General features: G+C 62.7%; 12 protein-coding genes and 1 pseudogene. 1 reads left to right on the top strand and 12 read right to left on the bottom strand.

Annotation, left to right across the window (positions count from 1 at the left end):
- Positions 1-808: 808 nt before the first annotated feature.
- From AS156_RS06760 to AS156_RS06710, 12 genes and pseudogenes are all read right to left on the bottom strand, one after another.
- The gene (locus AS156_RS06760) at positions 809-1,000 is read right to left on the bottom strand and encodes a hypothetical protein (RefSeq protein WP_066501668.1); all 192 of its coding nucleotides are present in this window, start codon (positions 998-1,000) and stop codon (positions 809-811) included.
- A 758-nt stretch (positions 1,001-1,758) separates the two neighbouring features.
- Positions 1,759-2,018, bottom strand: a pseudogene (locus AS156_RS44010) (IS110 family transposase); the annotation flags it as partial.
- Positions 2,019-2,252: 234 nt separating this feature from the next.
- Positions 2,253-2,405, bottom strand: a complete 153-nt coding sequence (locus AS156_RS43240) for a hypothetical protein (RefSeq protein WP_201456001.1) — start codon at positions 2,403-2,405, stop codon at positions 2,253-2,255.
- Between the two features lie 216 nt (positions 2,406-2,621).
- Complete coding sequence (gene ahcY, locus AS156_RS06750) at positions 2,622-4,049, bottom strand: adenosylhomocysteinase (protein ID WP_066501665.1); 1,428 nt, start codon at positions 4,047-4,049, stop codon at positions 2,622-2,624.
- A 126-nt stretch (positions 4,050-4,175) separates the two neighbouring features.
- Entirely contained in the window at positions 4,176-5,372 is a 1,197-nt protein-coding gene (gene metK, locus AS156_RS06745) for a methionine adenosyltransferase (RefSeq protein ID WP_066501663.1), read from the bottom strand.
- A gap of 60 nt (positions 5,373-5,432) precedes the next feature.
- Positions 5,433-6,788, bottom strand: a complete 1,356-nt coding sequence (locus AS156_RS06740; protein WP_066501659.1) for a hypothetical protein — start codon at positions 6,786-6,788, stop codon at positions 5,433-5,435.
- A gap of 492 nt (positions 6,789-7,280) precedes the next feature.
- On the bottom strand, positions 7,281-8,399 hold the full coding sequence (locus tag AS156_RS06735) for a cobalamin-independent methionine synthase II family protein (RefSeq protein WP_066501657.1): 1,119 nt from the start codon (positions 8,397-8,399) through the stop codon (positions 7,281-7,283).
- 19 nt (positions 8,400-8,418) lie between these two features.
- Positions 8,419-9,135: an ABC transporter ATP-binding protein gene (locus tag AS156_RS06730; RefSeq protein WP_066501655.1), complete on the bottom strand. Its 717-nt coding sequence runs from the start codon at positions 9,133-9,135 to the stop codon at positions 8,419-8,421.
- Complete coding sequence (locus AS156_RS06725) at positions 9,128-9,880, bottom strand: ABC transporter ATP-binding protein (protein WP_066501652.1); 753 nt, start codon at positions 9,878-9,880, stop codon at positions 9,128-9,130. The genes AS156_RS06730 and AS156_RS06725 overlap by 8 nt, the downstream gene beginning before the upstream one ends.
- Positions 9,877-10,905, bottom strand: a complete 1,029-nt coding sequence (locus AS156_RS06720) for a branched-chain amino acid ABC transporter permease (protein WP_066501650.1) — start codon at positions 10,903-10,905, stop codon at positions 9,877-9,879. Before AS156_RS06720 ends, AS156_RS06725 begins: the two co-directional genes overlap by 4 nt.
- A gap of 6 nt (positions 10,906-10,911) precedes the next feature.
- A complete protein-coding gene (locus AS156_RS06715) occupies positions 10,912-11,781 on the bottom strand; it encodes a branched-chain amino acid ABC transporter permease (protein ID WP_066501649.1) in 870 nt (289 codons plus the stop codon).
- A gap of 165 nt (positions 11,782-11,946) precedes the next feature.
- Positions 11,947-13,134 carry an ABC transporter substrate-binding protein gene (locus AS156_RS06710; protein ID WP_066501647.1) on the bottom strand — a complete coding sequence of 396 codons (1,188 nt, stop codon included), beginning with the start codon at positions 13,132-13,134 and terminating at the stop codon, positions 11,947-11,949.
- A 682-nt stretch (positions 13,135-13,816) separates the two neighbouring features.
- On the opposite strand from AS156_RS06710, the gene AS156_RS06705 reads away from it, so the two are divergent.
- Positions 13,817-14,725 carry an SDR family oxidoreductase gene (locus AS156_RS06705; RefSeq protein WP_066501833.1) on the top strand — a complete coding sequence of 303 codons (909 nt, stop codon included), beginning with the start codon at positions 13,817-13,819 and terminating at the stop codon, positions 14,723-14,725.
- The last annotated feature ends 32 nt before the right edge of the window (positions 14,726-14,757 follow it).

The following is a 14,757-nucleotide window of genomic DNA, read 5'->3' as shown; positions in this document are numbered from 1 at the left end:
GTGTGGGTCTACGACACCGACGGATCTATCTAGTCGGCGTGCAGAAATGTAGGATCGCGTAGACCGATCCCTTCGTGCATTTTGTCAGATGGACGTCGGTCACAACCGAGATCTAAAGAGCGACCAGTGCCAATGCTGGCGCCGCGGCAAGCCAATTCATCGAGCAATAGAGAGATGCAGCGTACCGCTCTCCGCGGCGGCATCTTTGAGGTCGGGCAGATTCAACAATGCGACCACGCCAAAAACGACCACAACAATCACAAAAAATGCACGCATCAGTACGCCCACCCAATACTAGTCCCGGAAGATTTTGCTTTAGCGGGATGACACACTCACAACAGCTACTCTGCGCCGGCTAAGCGCCGTCGGCAGAGGCGTATCCTGCTCACCCATTTCACTCTGGGGTTCTGCGGCCAGGTTGTTCGAATATGCCTTCCCGAGATCGCAACCGGCTTCGTAGTGTCCGTTGCGATGGCCAGCCGCGTAGCCGAGTCGGTAGACGGCTGCAGCTAACGCAAGTCCAGAAAACACATACACCAACAACATGATTTCCCCCGAAAATGCTGCCCCGTTTGGCGTACCACTCAAAATATACCGTTAGGTGCACAAGCTGAGAAGCGCCGTCATGATCTAAATGAACTATCTAATTGAAGAATCGTTGAGGAGTTCCAGGGGAGGAACAGGCTTTCGCATCGAATTTGGGCCCCTCGTTTTTAGGGCTGCCGCTCGTCCTGCGGTTGCGATCAGCCGCAAGACGTCCAGGATCTTGCCATCTCAAAGAATTCGGTTGTAGCTAATAGCCGCACGGTTATGAATCCTGCCGGTTATGGGTCGCGGGATGCGTCGGAAGATTGTCAAGAATGTTTTTGTTGGCGCTGGTGCCATCGGCATCGCTCTCGTCTTCTTCTTCGGAACGCTGGCCATTCTGAACAGGATGGATGCACGCGCGCGCGACGCCCTGCGCGTAGAGCACGCCAAGCGATTGGAGACCGCTCTGCAACGCTACTACGACACACGGGGCAGCTTATCCGTCGCCGTTCCCAGACAATCCTGTCAGCGACTTGACGATGGCCCTGGTCGACGGTGGATACCTTCGGGATATCCCGCAGGATCCCCTGCCAGGCCGCTCGTATCGATACACGACCGCTGGAACTTCCGACGGACAGCGTTACGGATTGAAGATCTCACTCGAGACAAGTCCCACGTGCCTGACTGGGGTGAAAGCCGACGGAAGTGGCTGGTGGGGGTGCGCTACCCCCCTGCCCGTTCTGATGCACGGCGCCTAGAAAAAGACAAGCGAAGCGGACACAACGTCATCCGCTCGCTCGGAACGCTCTTCATGCTCGACAAATCCCTTCTGGCATTGCTGTTGTGCGCCGGCCTCCTATCGGGCTGCGCAAGCGGTGACGCTATGCGCTCACGAACGTCAGCCGCTATCGCCGACACTTTGCCTGCGTGGGCTGGTGGCGAGCCCAAAGATGCTCCGCCTCGCCCAGGCACGCCGGAGTACGATGCTTGGATGGCCCGGCGGGCGAGGGAGGCCGCCAGCCCCAAGAACGGTGGCCCAGCTACTCAAAACTGATGTCCCTCCACAGAGGGGGCGCGACAGCACGCCGCACTTGCACTGGTGCCCAGCTGGCGCTGGTCGTGATCAATCCGGCTCAGATCCGACGTCTTGCGCAGGCGATCGATCAGCGCGCCAAATTGGATCCGATCGATGCCGCGGTGACCGCACGCCTCGTTGAGGCGATGAAGCCCGCTTTGCGCACCGTGCCGGATCTGAGCCGGATTGCCCCCAACCAACGGCAGCTGGGCGCCGGCCAGTGCCGCAGCGATGATGGTCTCGAAGCCACCTGTAGCCTCCATCGCAACCAAGGTTAGCGAACAAGCTAGGAGACGTGCAACGAGATCTTCCAGGCCATTGCCGTCGCGCCACAGCAAAGGGCTTCCCCGCTCGGACGCACATGCACATCTAGCCGGTCCTTCGACACAACGATACCAACGTAGATCGCATCCATCTGCACCCTTCCTTGCGCAATCGGACTCGCACGGCGGCCTTCGCGACTGTTCGAGTTCAATGGAACAACGGAGGAGGCGCCACGCTGAGGCACGGGCTTCAAGGCACTGGGATGAATCGGTCTCATGTCCGCTATCGCACCAGACACTCTGTCCAATCCAGCAGTTCCTGACTTACAAGGATGACGGATCAATAGCTATTGCAGGGTAGCGACCATGCGGTGAGGGCCACGACCCTACTCTCGCAACGCCTGCAGGCCCTTGAAGGTCAAGCGCTTGGGATCGTGGACGCCGGCAAGATAGAGCTTGCGGATGAAGGCAGCGACTGCGTCCCGGCCGCAATCGGTCAGCGCGACCACGGCGTCGACAGCTATTCTCTGGGCTTCCATGGGATCAGATCCTCAGTTGCAGCCACGAGCCGCGAAGCCTATGCCGCGCCGGTTAATCCGGCATTAACCTTCTGCCGGAGATTGCTCATTCCGCGCCGGATGCGAATACGTGAAACGACGCATCGGCGTCGCGCGCATGCCCGCGAACCGCGACGTCCCAACAAAAAGCCCCGGGCGATGCCGGGGCTTTCATCTGTCGATTGCGGTGAGTGCGGATCAGTAGCGATAGTGATCCGACTTGTAGGGGCCTTCCTGCTTGACGCCGATATAGTCGGCCTGGTCCTTGCGCAGCTCGGTGAGCTTGACGCCGATCTTGGCGAGGTGCAGGCGCGCGACCTTCTCGTCCAGGGTCTTCGGCAGCACATAGACCTTCTTCTCGTACTTGCCGCCCTTGTTGTTGGCGAACAACTCGATCTGCGCCAGCGTCTGGTTGGTGAAGGACGCCGACATCACGAAGGACGGATGGCCCATCGCGTTGCCGAGGTTCACCAGACGCCCTTCCGACAGCATGATGATGCGGTGCTTGTCGGGGAATTCGATCTCATCGACCTGCGGCTTGATGTTGGTCCACTTCAGATTGCGCAAGGACGCGATCTGAATCTCGTTGTCGAAGTGACCGATGTTGCAGACAATGGCACGATCCTTCATCGCGCGCATGTGCTCGATGGTGATAATGTCCTTGTTGCCGGTCGCGGTGACGAAGATGTCGGCGCGCGACGCGGCATCTTCCATCGTCACGACCTCATAACCCTCCATCGCCGCCTGCAGCGCGCAGATCGGATCGACTTCGGAGACCATCACGCGGCAGCCCGCCTGGCGCAGCGAGGCGGCCGAGCCCTTGCCGACGTCGCCGAAGCCCGCGACCATCGCGACCTTGCCCGACAGCATCACGTCGGTGCCGCGGCGGATGCCGTCGACCAGCGACTCGCGGCAGCCATAGAGGTTGTCGAACTTCGACTTGGTGACGCTGTCGTTGACGTTGATCGCCGGGAACAGCAGCGTGCCCTTGTTTGCCATCTCGTACAGGCGATGCACCCCCGTGGTGGTCTCTTCCGAGACGCCCTTGATGTTCTTGGCGATCTCGGCGAACCAGCCCTTCGGCTTCTCCTTCAGGAGGCGCTTGACCAGCGCGTAGAAGATTTCCTCCTCCTCGGAGGTCGGCTTGTCGAGGAAGGCGGTATCGCCCCGCTCGGCGCGATAACCCGCGTGCACCAGCATGGTGGCGTCGCCGCCGTCATCGAGGATCATGTTGGGCGTGCCGCCGCCGTGCCAGTCGAACAGCTTGGCGGTGTAGTCCCAATATTCGGTCAGCGTCTCGCCCTTGACGGCGAACACCGGAATGCCGGCGGCGGCGATCGCGGCAGCCGCATGATCCTGCGTCGAATAGATGTTGCAGGAGACCCAGCGGATGTCGGCGCCGAGCGCGGCCAGCGTCTCGATCAAGACCGCGGTCTGGATCGTCATATGCAGGGAGCCCGCGATGCGCGCGCCCTTCAGCGGCTGCTTCGGGCCATATTCCTCGCGGGTCGCCATCAGACCGGGCATCTCGGTCTCGGCGAGCGAGATCTCCTTGCGGCCGAAGTCGGCGAGCGCAATGTCCTTGACGATGTAGTCGGTGAAGCCGGGCTTCGTGGGGGCGTTCATGTGAGCGTCCTGTTGTTGAACTCGTCATTCTGGGGCGCCGCGCAACGGCGAACCCGGAATCTTGAAATGAGGATTAAGGATCCGGGGTTCGCTCGCTGTCGCGAGCGCACCCGGATGTCGCAAGTATCAGAGCGCGCGCTTCAGCGGCTCGACGAGATCGGTCTTCTCCCAGGAGAAGCCGCCTTCATTGTCGGGCGTGCGGCCGAAGTGGCCGTAGGCCGAGGTGCGCGCGTAGATCGGACGGTTGAGGTCGAGATGGCTGCGGATGCCGCGCGGCGTCAGATCCATTGCCTTCGCCGCCGCCCTCTCGAGCTCGTCCTCCGACACCTTACCGGTGCCGTGAGTGTCGATGTAGATCGACAGCGGACGGGCCACGCCGATCGCGTAGGCGAGCTGCAGCGTGCAGCGGTCGGCGAGACCGGCCGCGACGATGTTCTTCGCAACGTAACGCGCGGCGTAGGCGGCCGAGCGATCGACCTTGGTCGGATCCTTGCCGGAGAACGCGCCGCCGCCATGCGGAGCCGCACCACCATAAGTGTCGACGATGATCTTGCGCCCGGTGAGGCCGGAGTCGCCGTCGGGACCGCCGATGAAGAACTTGCCGGTCGGGTTGATGTGCCAGATCGTCTTGCCGTTGATCCACTCCTTCGGCAGCGCCTCGCGGACATAGGGCTCGACGATGTCGCGGATCTGGTTGGAGGTGAGGTCCTCGATCAGATGCTGATGCGAGACCACGATCTCGCGCACGCCGACCGGCTTGCCGTTCTCGTACTGCACGGTGACCTGGCTCTTGGAGTCCGGACCGAGCACCTTCTCCTTGCCGGAGTGGCGCGCTTCGGAGATCAGGCGCAGGATCTTGTGGGCGTAGAAGATCGGCGCCGGCATCAGGTCCGGCGTCTCGTTGGTGGCGTAACCGAACATGATGCCCTGGTCGCCGGCACCCTCTTCCTTCTTCTCGCCCGGCTGCAGCGCGTCGACGCCCTGCGCGATGTCGGCCGACTGCGGATGCAGCAGGATCTCGATGTCGCAGGTCTTCCAGTGGAAACCGTCCTGCTCGTAGCCGATGTCCTTGATCGCGTCGCGGACGACGCCCTCGATATGGTCGTTGGTGACCGAGGCCGGGCCGCGGGTTTCGCCGGCGATCACGACCTTGTTGGTGGTCGCGAGCGTTTCGCACGCGGCACGGATCTGCCAGGGGTCGATGCCCGCCTTGGGACCCTCGCGGTAGAACAGATCGACGATCTCATCCGAGATGCGATCGCAAACCTTGTCCGGATGGCCTTCCGAGACCGACTCGCTGGTGAAGAGATAAGACGCGCGCATCAAGCAGACCCCTTGTTTCGTCGAACGTCGACGTTCGTTGGTGGATTTGTCCCTGGAATGTCAGTCTCGTCTTCGCGAGATGACGTAGGATTCGTCGTAGAACCACAGCCCATTGTGTTTGCGGAGAACTTCGCGTGTGGCCTCGAGAGTTCGTCCGCTTTCGGTCGTTTCGATCAGCCGATCATCTTCGATCTGCGCGACATACACCGCCGCATTCCACGCTGCAAAGGCCGTGGAGGTTCCGATCGGGCCGGTCACCTCGTTGGGCAGCGCTTCCATATCATATCGGAAGATCGAACGGTTATCGGCGTAGGCGTTAAAATTAAGCTCCCGCCCCGCCGACCCCAGCTCGTATTTCACGGCGCGCAATAGCTCATGACGGCTGACCGCGAAAGGATTTTCTCCGGGCCAGACAGCTTGAATGATTTCAAGCCCGGGGTCGTGACCGTGGGAGTGGATTCCTATCAGGCGACCGCCGCCGCGCAGCGAGCGCGCGAGCGGAGCGATGATGCGCTTGGCGCGGAAATTCACAGAGGATTTCGCCCGGTACGGCTGCGAGGCGATCACAAGATCGAAATTGGCCTCGGTGCGGCCGGCCCGCGGGATGATCGAATCGAGCAGGAACCGGTGATCCTCCCGGTACAACACCAACGCGACCGGACGCTCATAGATCGGCATCGCAGTCCGCGGGCTCACATTGGCGCGCCAATTCTGCTCGAGGAACGGACCGAGTTCCGCGATCTGGGCCTCGAACTCGCCGGAGGACGCCCCGCGCAGAGCGACCTCGTGCCAGACCATGCTGGCGGCCGCCGCATTCGACCGCGGCGTCAGCCAGGGCGCCTCGGCGTAGTACATGTTGGTGATGACGAACACGCTCGCCGGATGCTCGAACAGACGATCCGGCACCTTGTCCAGGGTCAGGCGGACGTCCTCGACGCTCAGTTCCTTGCCGGCAATATAGAACGGCATGTGCGGGAAGCGGAGGTGCATCGCCCGCAGGACCCGCGCCAGCACCGTGCCGTCGCCCATGCCGGCGTCAAACACCCGCAGCGCCGGCGGCCGCGGATGGATCGCAGACAATTCCAGCGCGACCCGGTCCGCGATCACCCGCTTCTCGCTGCAGGTGTGGACGAACAGCAGGTATCGCTGGCGGTTCTCGAAGAAGCGGAAATTGCCGCGCGGATCGCGCTTCTCCGGCGGCACGACCAGCCCGCGCGGCGGCGCAACGCCGCCCGGCGTGGAGGTCGCGATGAAGGCGTTGATACGGTCGAGCGTGTCAATGGTGATGCGTTTGCCCTCGCGCAAGCGGTGCACCAGCTTGCCGTCATTGACGGACCGGCGGCCGAACGTCGACTCCGCCATGTCGGAACGACGGCAGAAGTCCGTAATCTGGCTGAGGATTTCGTCGTTCTTCATGAAGCCAGAGATGTGGGCCGGGAGTTGGGACGATTGTGGGCAGAGCTAGAGCAAGGTTTGCTGTTAGCACGTCTTGCCCACCGTTTGAACCCCTATCTGCACGCCGATCAGCAGACATGCGTGAACCGAGCGGCGGCAGCGGCGGCGGGCCCAGTCACAGCATCGATGGCGGATCAGGACTTGTTGCGCCTGGCTCAGGCGCCGACGGCTCGTTCTCGGCAGGTGCCATCGCACCATATCGGCACACCCGGCCCTGGAAGCGCAGACGCAGGTCCGTGCCGAGGTCGTCGCCGCGGCCAAGGGCCCGCAGCTGCCGTGGTCGAGCTCCTCGCCGCCCGGCGAGGTCGATCTGGCGGAGAAATGATGAGGCGCCAGCATACTGTCATTCCGAGGTCGCGCGTTAGCGCGAGACCCGGAATCTCGAGATTCTCAGGCGCGCAATTGCGCGCCATAGTTCGATGCTTTGCATCGCCCCGGAATGACGCTAACGCGTCACTTCCCCCACATCTCGTTCGCGACCTCGACGGCAAGCCGCAGCTTGGCCCACTGCTCTTCCTCGGAGAGGATGTTGCCCTCTTCGGTCGAGGCGAAGCCACACTGCGGCGACACCGCAAGCTGCTCGAGCGGGGCGAACTTCGACGCCTCCTCGAGCCGCCGCTTGATGTCGTCCTTCTTCTCGAGCTCGCCGAACTTCGAGGTAATGACGCCGACCACCACGACCTTGTTGCGCTTCGGCAGGAAGCGCAGCGGCTCGAAGCCGCCGGCACGGTCGGAATCATATTCGAGGAAGTAGCCGTCGTAATTGGTGCCGGCGAGCATGGTCTCGGCGACCGGCTCGTAGCCGCCCGACGAAATCCAGGTCGAGCGGAAATTGCCGCGGCAGACATGCGTGGTGATCACCATGTCCGAGGGACGATCCGCGATCGCGTAGTTGATGACGCGGGCATAGATCTGCTGCAAGCCATCGGGATTGTCGCCGCGCTCGCGCGACTTCTGCAATTCCTCCTGCGAGCACAGATAGGCCCACACGGTGTCGTCGAACTGGAGGTAGCGGCAGCCGGCGTCGTAGAACGCCTTCACCGCCTTGCGATAGGTCTTGCCGAGGTCCTGGTAGAACTCCTCGAGATCGGGATAGACCTCCTTCGAGATCAGCTTGCGGCCGCCGCGGAAGTGCAACACCGCCGGCGACGGGATCGTCATCTTCGGCGTGACATGCGCCTGGTCTGCGCATTTCTTCAGGAACCTGAAGTGATCGAGCATCGGGTGGCTGTCCGAGAAGTCGAGCTTGCCGGTCACCCTGATCGCGTCATGCCGGGTCTGCACGCCCGCAAACTGGATGCCCATGTCGGGGTGGAACAGCTCGCAGCCTGTCAGGTGGCTGAGGAAATCGAAATGCCACCAGGAGCGGCGGAACTCGCCGTCGGTCGCGAGCTTCAAGCCGATCGAGGCCTGCTTGTGCACGACCTTCTCGATCTCCATGTCCTCGACCTTGCGCAGTTCGTCGGCCGAGATCTCGCCCTTCTCCAGTTTGGCACGGGCCTCCTTGATCTTCGGCGGCCGCAACAGGCTGCCGACCTCGTCGGCGCGAAACGGAGGCTTGGTTCGCTGCATGGTCTACTCCCGGACGTTTCTAATGTGCTTTGGCCACGGAGACACCGAGATGGCGCTCAAGGACGGAGGGATCGGCTTTCAGCGCGCTGCTTGCGGCATCGTGCACGATCGTACCGCGTTCCAATATCACAACGCGATCGGCGAGCCCCAGAATCTTTTGCGCGTTCTGCTCGACGATGATCGAACAAATGCCGCCAGATCGCGTGATGGTTCCGATCGCCTTGAGCAGTTCCTCGACGATGATCGGCGCGAGGCCTTCGGTCGGCTCGTCGAGCAGCAGCACCTTGGGGTTCAGTGTCAATGCGCGACCGATCGCCAGCATCTGCTGCTCGCCGCCGGAGAGCTGGTTGCCGAAATTGCTCCGCCGCTCCTTCAGCCGCGGAAACATCTCGTACACCCGCTCCACCGTCCACGGGCCGGGCTGCGCCACCGCCGTCATGTTCTCTTCCACCGTCAGCGAGCGGAAGATGTTGCGCTCCTGCGGCACCCAGCCGATGCCGGCGCGGGCACGCTGGTCCGGCCGCATCGCGGTGATGTTGTTGCCCGCAAGCGACACGCTGCCGCCGAAGCGTCTGACGATGCCGACGATCGCATTGATCAGCGTGGTCTTGCCGGTGCCGTTGCGACCGAGCAGCGCGAGCACCTGGCCCTCCGCAAGCGACAGCGACATCCCGGGCAGCACCACCGCCTCGCCATATCCGGCACGCAGGCCCTGGACCGAGAGAAGATCAGGCATCGGCCGCCTCGCCGAGATAGACCGCCCTCACCTGCGGATCGCGCGCGACCTCGTCGGGTGCGCCCTCGGTGAGCAGCCCGCCATTGACCAGCACGGAGATGCGATCGGCGAAGGAGAACACCAGGTCCATGTCGTGCTCGATCAGGAGCACGGTGACGTCGCGCGGCAGCGCCGCAACCGCAGCCAGGATGTCGTGCCGCTCGCTCTCGGGCACGCCGGCCGCCGGCTCGTCGAGCAGCAGGACCCGAGGCTTGGCGGCGATTGCCACCGCGATCTCGAGCAGGCGCTGCTTCCCATAGGGCAGCGTCGAGGTGAGTTCGCTCATCGCGTCGAGCAGATGGAAGCGCGACAGAATCTCGGTGATCTCGGCGTTGACGTCGTCGCGCGTCCCCATCCGCCGCCACCAGTCGCCGCCGCGCCCCATTCGCTCGGAGACCGCGAGCCCGATGGTCTCGAGCGGGGTCAGGTCGGCATAGAGTTGGTTGATCTGGAAGGTGCGCGACAAGCCGCGCAGCACCCGCTTGTGCACGGAGAGACCGGTGATGTCGCTGCCTTCGAGCAGGATGCGCCCGCTGTTCGGCCTGAGCACGCCGGTGAGTTGATTGATGACGGTGGTCTTGCCGGCGCCGTTCGGGCCGATCAGGGCGTGCCGGGCGCCTCGCGTCACCTTCAGCGACAGATCGCGGGTGACGCGAAGCCCGCCGAACGATTTCTCGAGGCCCTGGGTTTCGAGCGCGATCGTCATGATGCGTCACTCTCGGGAACGACGACGGCCTTGCGCCCGACGAACTGGCGGATGATCAGGTTCGGCACGAACAGCACCGAGCGGTGGATGCGCGCGCGGCCGACCAGCACGATCACGACCAGAACGAGCCCGATCCAGAACAGCCAATATTGCGGGGTGAGGCTCTGAAAGAACTCCTGCAGCATCTTGAACACGACGGCGCCGATCAGGCCGCCATAGAGATAGCCGGTGCCGCCGATGACGAGCACCAGCATCAGGTCGGCGGAGCGCTCGAAGGCGAACACGTCGAGCGAGGCGAGCGCCGAGGTCTGGGTGAACAGCGCGCCGGCGATGCCGGCGTAGAAGGCGGCGAGCGTATAGACCGCGACGAGGCGCCGGTTGACCGGCACGCCGATCGCGGCCGCGCGCAGCGGATTGTTCCTGATCGCGCGCAGCGACAGGCCGAACGGCGAATACACGATGCGTCGGGCGAGCAGAAACAGGATGAACAACACGATCAGGGAGTAGAAGAACCCGGTCTTTCCGAACATGTCGAATGCAAACAGCCCGAGGATCGGCTGCATCTCGATGCCCTGCAGGCCGTCGCTGCCGCCGGTGACGTCGGAAAAACGTTCGGCGAGCGCCTCCAGCAGCAGCGCGATCCCGAGCGTCACCATCAGCCGCGTCAGGTCGACGCCGCGGATCACCAGGAAGCTGGTCAGGAAACCGAGCACGGCCGCGACGAGGCCGGCGGCGACGAGCGCGATGACGGGCTCGTTGATAATGCCGTGCAGCGCGAGCAGTCCGGCGGAATAGGCTCCGACGCCGAAAAACGCCGCATGGCCCAGCGACACGATGCCGGCATAGCCGAGGATGAGGTCGAGGGACAGCGCGAACAGCCCGAGCCGCACGATGTCGGTCATGATCAGATAGCGCGACGGGAACAGGAAGGCACAGGCCAACGCCAGCAACCAGAACACCACTTCGCTGATCCGCCAGCGCGCGCCTGCGGCGGCTTGAGAGGAAACGTCAGTCAGCGCGGTCATCGTAGCTCACCGCGCGGCGGTACGGCCGAACAGGCCGTTGGGGCGCCAGATCAGGATCACGATCATGACGGTGTAGATCACGAACGGACCCATCTTCGGCACATAGTATTTCCCCGCGACATCGGCGATGCCGAGCAGCAGCGACGCCAGGAACGGCCCAGTGATGCTGGAGGAGCCGCCGACCGTCACGACGATCAGGAAGTAGATCATGAACTTCAGCGGGAAGTATGGATCGAGCCCGAGGATCTCCGCGCTCAACGCGCCACCGAGCCCGGCGAGCCCGCAGCCGAAAGCAAAGGTGAAGGCGAACACCTGCGGCACATTGATGCCGAGCCCGATCGCGGCGCGCGGATCGTCGACCGCGGCCCGAAGGCGGCTGCCGAACCGGGTCTTTGCGAGGATCAACTGCAGCGCGAGCGTCAGCAGGCCGCAGATCACGACGATCATCAGCCGGTACCGGCCGATGCCGACGCCGAACAGATCGATCTGGCCTTCCAGCGCCGCCGGCAGCTTGATGAAGACCCGCGACGATCCCATGACGTAGTCGACCGCGGCGACCGACATGAAGACGAGACCGATCGAGAACAGCACCTGATCGAGATGGCCGCGCATGTAGAGATGGCGGTAGAGCGCACGCTCCAGCACGATGCCGATCGCGGCGCTTCCGGCGAAGGCGAGCGGCAGCGCCGCAAAGAACGGCCAGCCCGAATTGTTCACCAGCACGGCGCAGATATAGCCGCCGGCCATGGCGAAGGCGCCGTGCGCGAGATTGACGAAGTTCATCAACCCGAGCGTCACCGCAAGCCCGCAGGCGAGCACGAACAGCAGCATGCCGTAGGCGACGCCGTCGAACAGGTTGGTGAGGACAGAAGCCATTGGGTCAGCTCAACCGCGAGGACGCAACGAAGATCATGCTGCAAAAGTCGAGTACAGTGTCATGGCCGGGCCCGTCCCGGCCATCCACGCTCTTCTCGCCACGGGGAAGAACGTGGAAGCATGTCGGGGAAAGAACGGGGCACGCGCCCGGCAATGGTGACTTCGTCACTTCTTGGTCTTGCCGGGATCCTTGACGGCCTCGAAGGTCTCGAACTCGACATTGTAGAGCTCGCCATCGACCTTCTCGAGCTTGCGGATATAGATGTTCTGCACGATATCGCGGGTTTCCGGATCGATCGAGATCGGGCCGCGCGGGCTCTCCCACTTCATGCCCTTCATCGCGTCGACCAGCTTGTCGCCGTTGGTGTCGCCACCCGTCTTCTTCAGCGCTTCGTAGATCAGGTGGATGCCGTCATAGCCGCTCACCGCCATGAAGCCCGGGCGGTTGCTGAACGCCTTCTTGTAGGCTGCAACGAAATCCTTGTTCATCTGCGAGGGATGCGCGGCCGAATAGAGATGCGCGGTCACCACGCCGAGTGCGGCATCGCCCATGTTGTTGAGCAGATCGTCGTCCATGACGTCGCCCGGTCCGATCACCTTGATGCCGCTCTTGTCGAGGCCGCGCTCGGCATACTGCTTCATGAAGTTGCCGCCCTGCCCCGCCGGCACGAACACGAACATCGCGTCGGGCTTGGAATCCTTCATGCGCTGCAGGAACGGCGCGAAGTCGGGATTTGCCAGCGGAACCTTGACCTCCTCGACGATCTCACCGCCGCCGGCGGTGAAGTGCTGTTTGAAGAAGTTCAGCGCGTCGTTGCCCGGTGCATAGTCGGAGGTCAGCGTCGCGACCTTCTTGATGCCGTTCTTGGCCGCCCAGTCGCCGATGATGGTGGAGGACTGCGCCAGCGTGAAGCTGGTGCGCACGATATAGGGCGAGCGCTCGGTGATGATGGAGGTGCCGGCCGCCATCACGATTTCCGGGATCTTCGCCTGCGTGGCCAGCGGAGCTGCCGCAAGCGCGGCGGGCGTCACGCCGAAGCCGGCGATGAAATTGACCTTGTCGTTGACGATCAGTTCCTGGGCGAGGCGCTTGGTGTTGTCGGGCACCGCGGCGTCGTCCTTCAGGATAATTTCGATCTTCCTGCCGGCGACAGTGTCGCCCTTCTGCTGCATGTAGAGCTTGATGGCGTTGTCGATCTGCTTGCCGGTCGAAGCCTGACCACCGGTCATCGGCAGGATCAAACCTATCTTCACGGTATCTTCGGCCCGCGCCGGCGAGACGGCGCACAGCCCTGGAAGTGCGGCCGCGGTGGCGGCCCACAGCAACATCCTGCGACGATTGAAATCGATCATGAGCGTCCTCTCCCCCTCCTGTGCGACGAACCGAGTCCCCGGTTCTTGCCTCGCCTTACACACATACGTCGCGGCCAAGCCGCAACGCGACATGGCGTCTTCCCCTGCCCTATTGTCAATCGGCCGATGGGCGAGTGTCACACATGCCGCGCAGAGGTTGGCAAACGAACGAGTATCATAATACCATTCATTGCACCCGACGCAACGCCCAAAAAGGCCGCGGTCGCGGATTGGCAGCCCAAAACGACCTCACTATTTGTGCCTCGTACAAATAGAATGACGCTGTCAACAAAGAAGCACATTTGTGGACGATGCGTCGCGTCACGCGTCCACAATCCCTAAGGATACGTTGTGACCTTCCCACCTGTCGAACCGCCCGCGCCATATTCTCGTCATGACCGCCATTGTGTTCGGGGCCTCCGCGCTCGGCGGGTGCAGCACAGTCAACGAGAAAGTAGCGGCTGGCGTCGGCGATCAGCTTCCGGCCTGGGCCGGCGGCCCGCCCGCCCGAGGACGGCCAAATACGACGAGTTCATGTAGGAACGCTAGCGCAAGCGCCTGATGCCGGCGTCGGAGCGAGAGTGGGCAAGGTCAGACCAGGCAATTCCAATGCGACAAGACAGGCTAGACGGTCCTTTTCGTGGGGCTAGAGCGAATGCTAGGCGGCTGGGGGATGAGCCAAATGGTGAACGGCAGAGAAGCAAACGGGCAGGCGCTCAACCTCGTCATCGGGGGTAGTGGGCTTGTTGGCGGATATATTGTCGAACACCTCGCTAACCGGGGCGGACCCGTACTGGCTATGTCTCGATCTCCGCGCAAGGGGCGCGTGGAATGGATTCAGGGAGATCTTCGGCAGCCCGATGCACTAAATCTTCCGCAGTTCACGACGCTGTATTGCACCACCGACGCAATCCTTCTTGCCGAGGCACTGCCGTTTATCCTCGGTCCTTCCGTGAAGCGCGTCGTCGTCTTTAGTTCAACCAGCGTGCTGACGAAGCGGGACACCGAGATCGCCGACGAACGGGAGACGATTCGGAAACTGGTCACGGCCGAAGAGGCCATTGCCGCGGCGTGCGAACGGCACCAGATTGCCTGGACCATCTTACGCCCCACCCTCATCTACGCTGAAGGGCGAGATACCAACATCACGCCGCTGTCGCGACTGATTCGACGCTTCGGGTTCATGCCCATTGTGGGTGGCGCGCGCGGCTTCCGGCAACCCGTGCACGCCGAAGATTTGGCGATTGCAGCCATTGCTGCAGCCGAGAGAACTATTGCCGCTAACAAATTCTATTCATTGCCCGGCCCCGAAACACTCACCTATCGGGAGATGATGGGCCGAGTATTCGACGGAATGGGGCTACCGCGACGGCTGATATACGTCCCGCCGTGGCTCTGGCGCGCCGGCTTCCGGTTAGCGAAACCCCTCTTTCCCGGCGCTAATGTCGCAATGGGCATCCGCATGATGAAAGACATGACGTTTGACTGTCGGCCCGCAGTGCAAGATCTCGGCTGGCAGCCGCGAGACTTTCATCCGGCGTTCGATTCGGTATCGCCTCAGCAGAACGGCCAAGTAGCACGACACCCGTGAACGTCAGAGGCGCGGTCAAAGCATCGCAATTG

This window comes from Bradyrhizobium macuxiense (genome assembly GCF_001542415.1).
GTDB classification, from domain to species: Bacteria; Pseudomonadota; Alphaproteobacteria; order Rhizobiales; family Xanthobacteraceae; genus Bradyrhizobium; species Bradyrhizobium macuxiense.
Note: the sequence above shows the minus strand (reverse complement) of the source record. Positions and strands in the feature narration are given on the sequence as shown.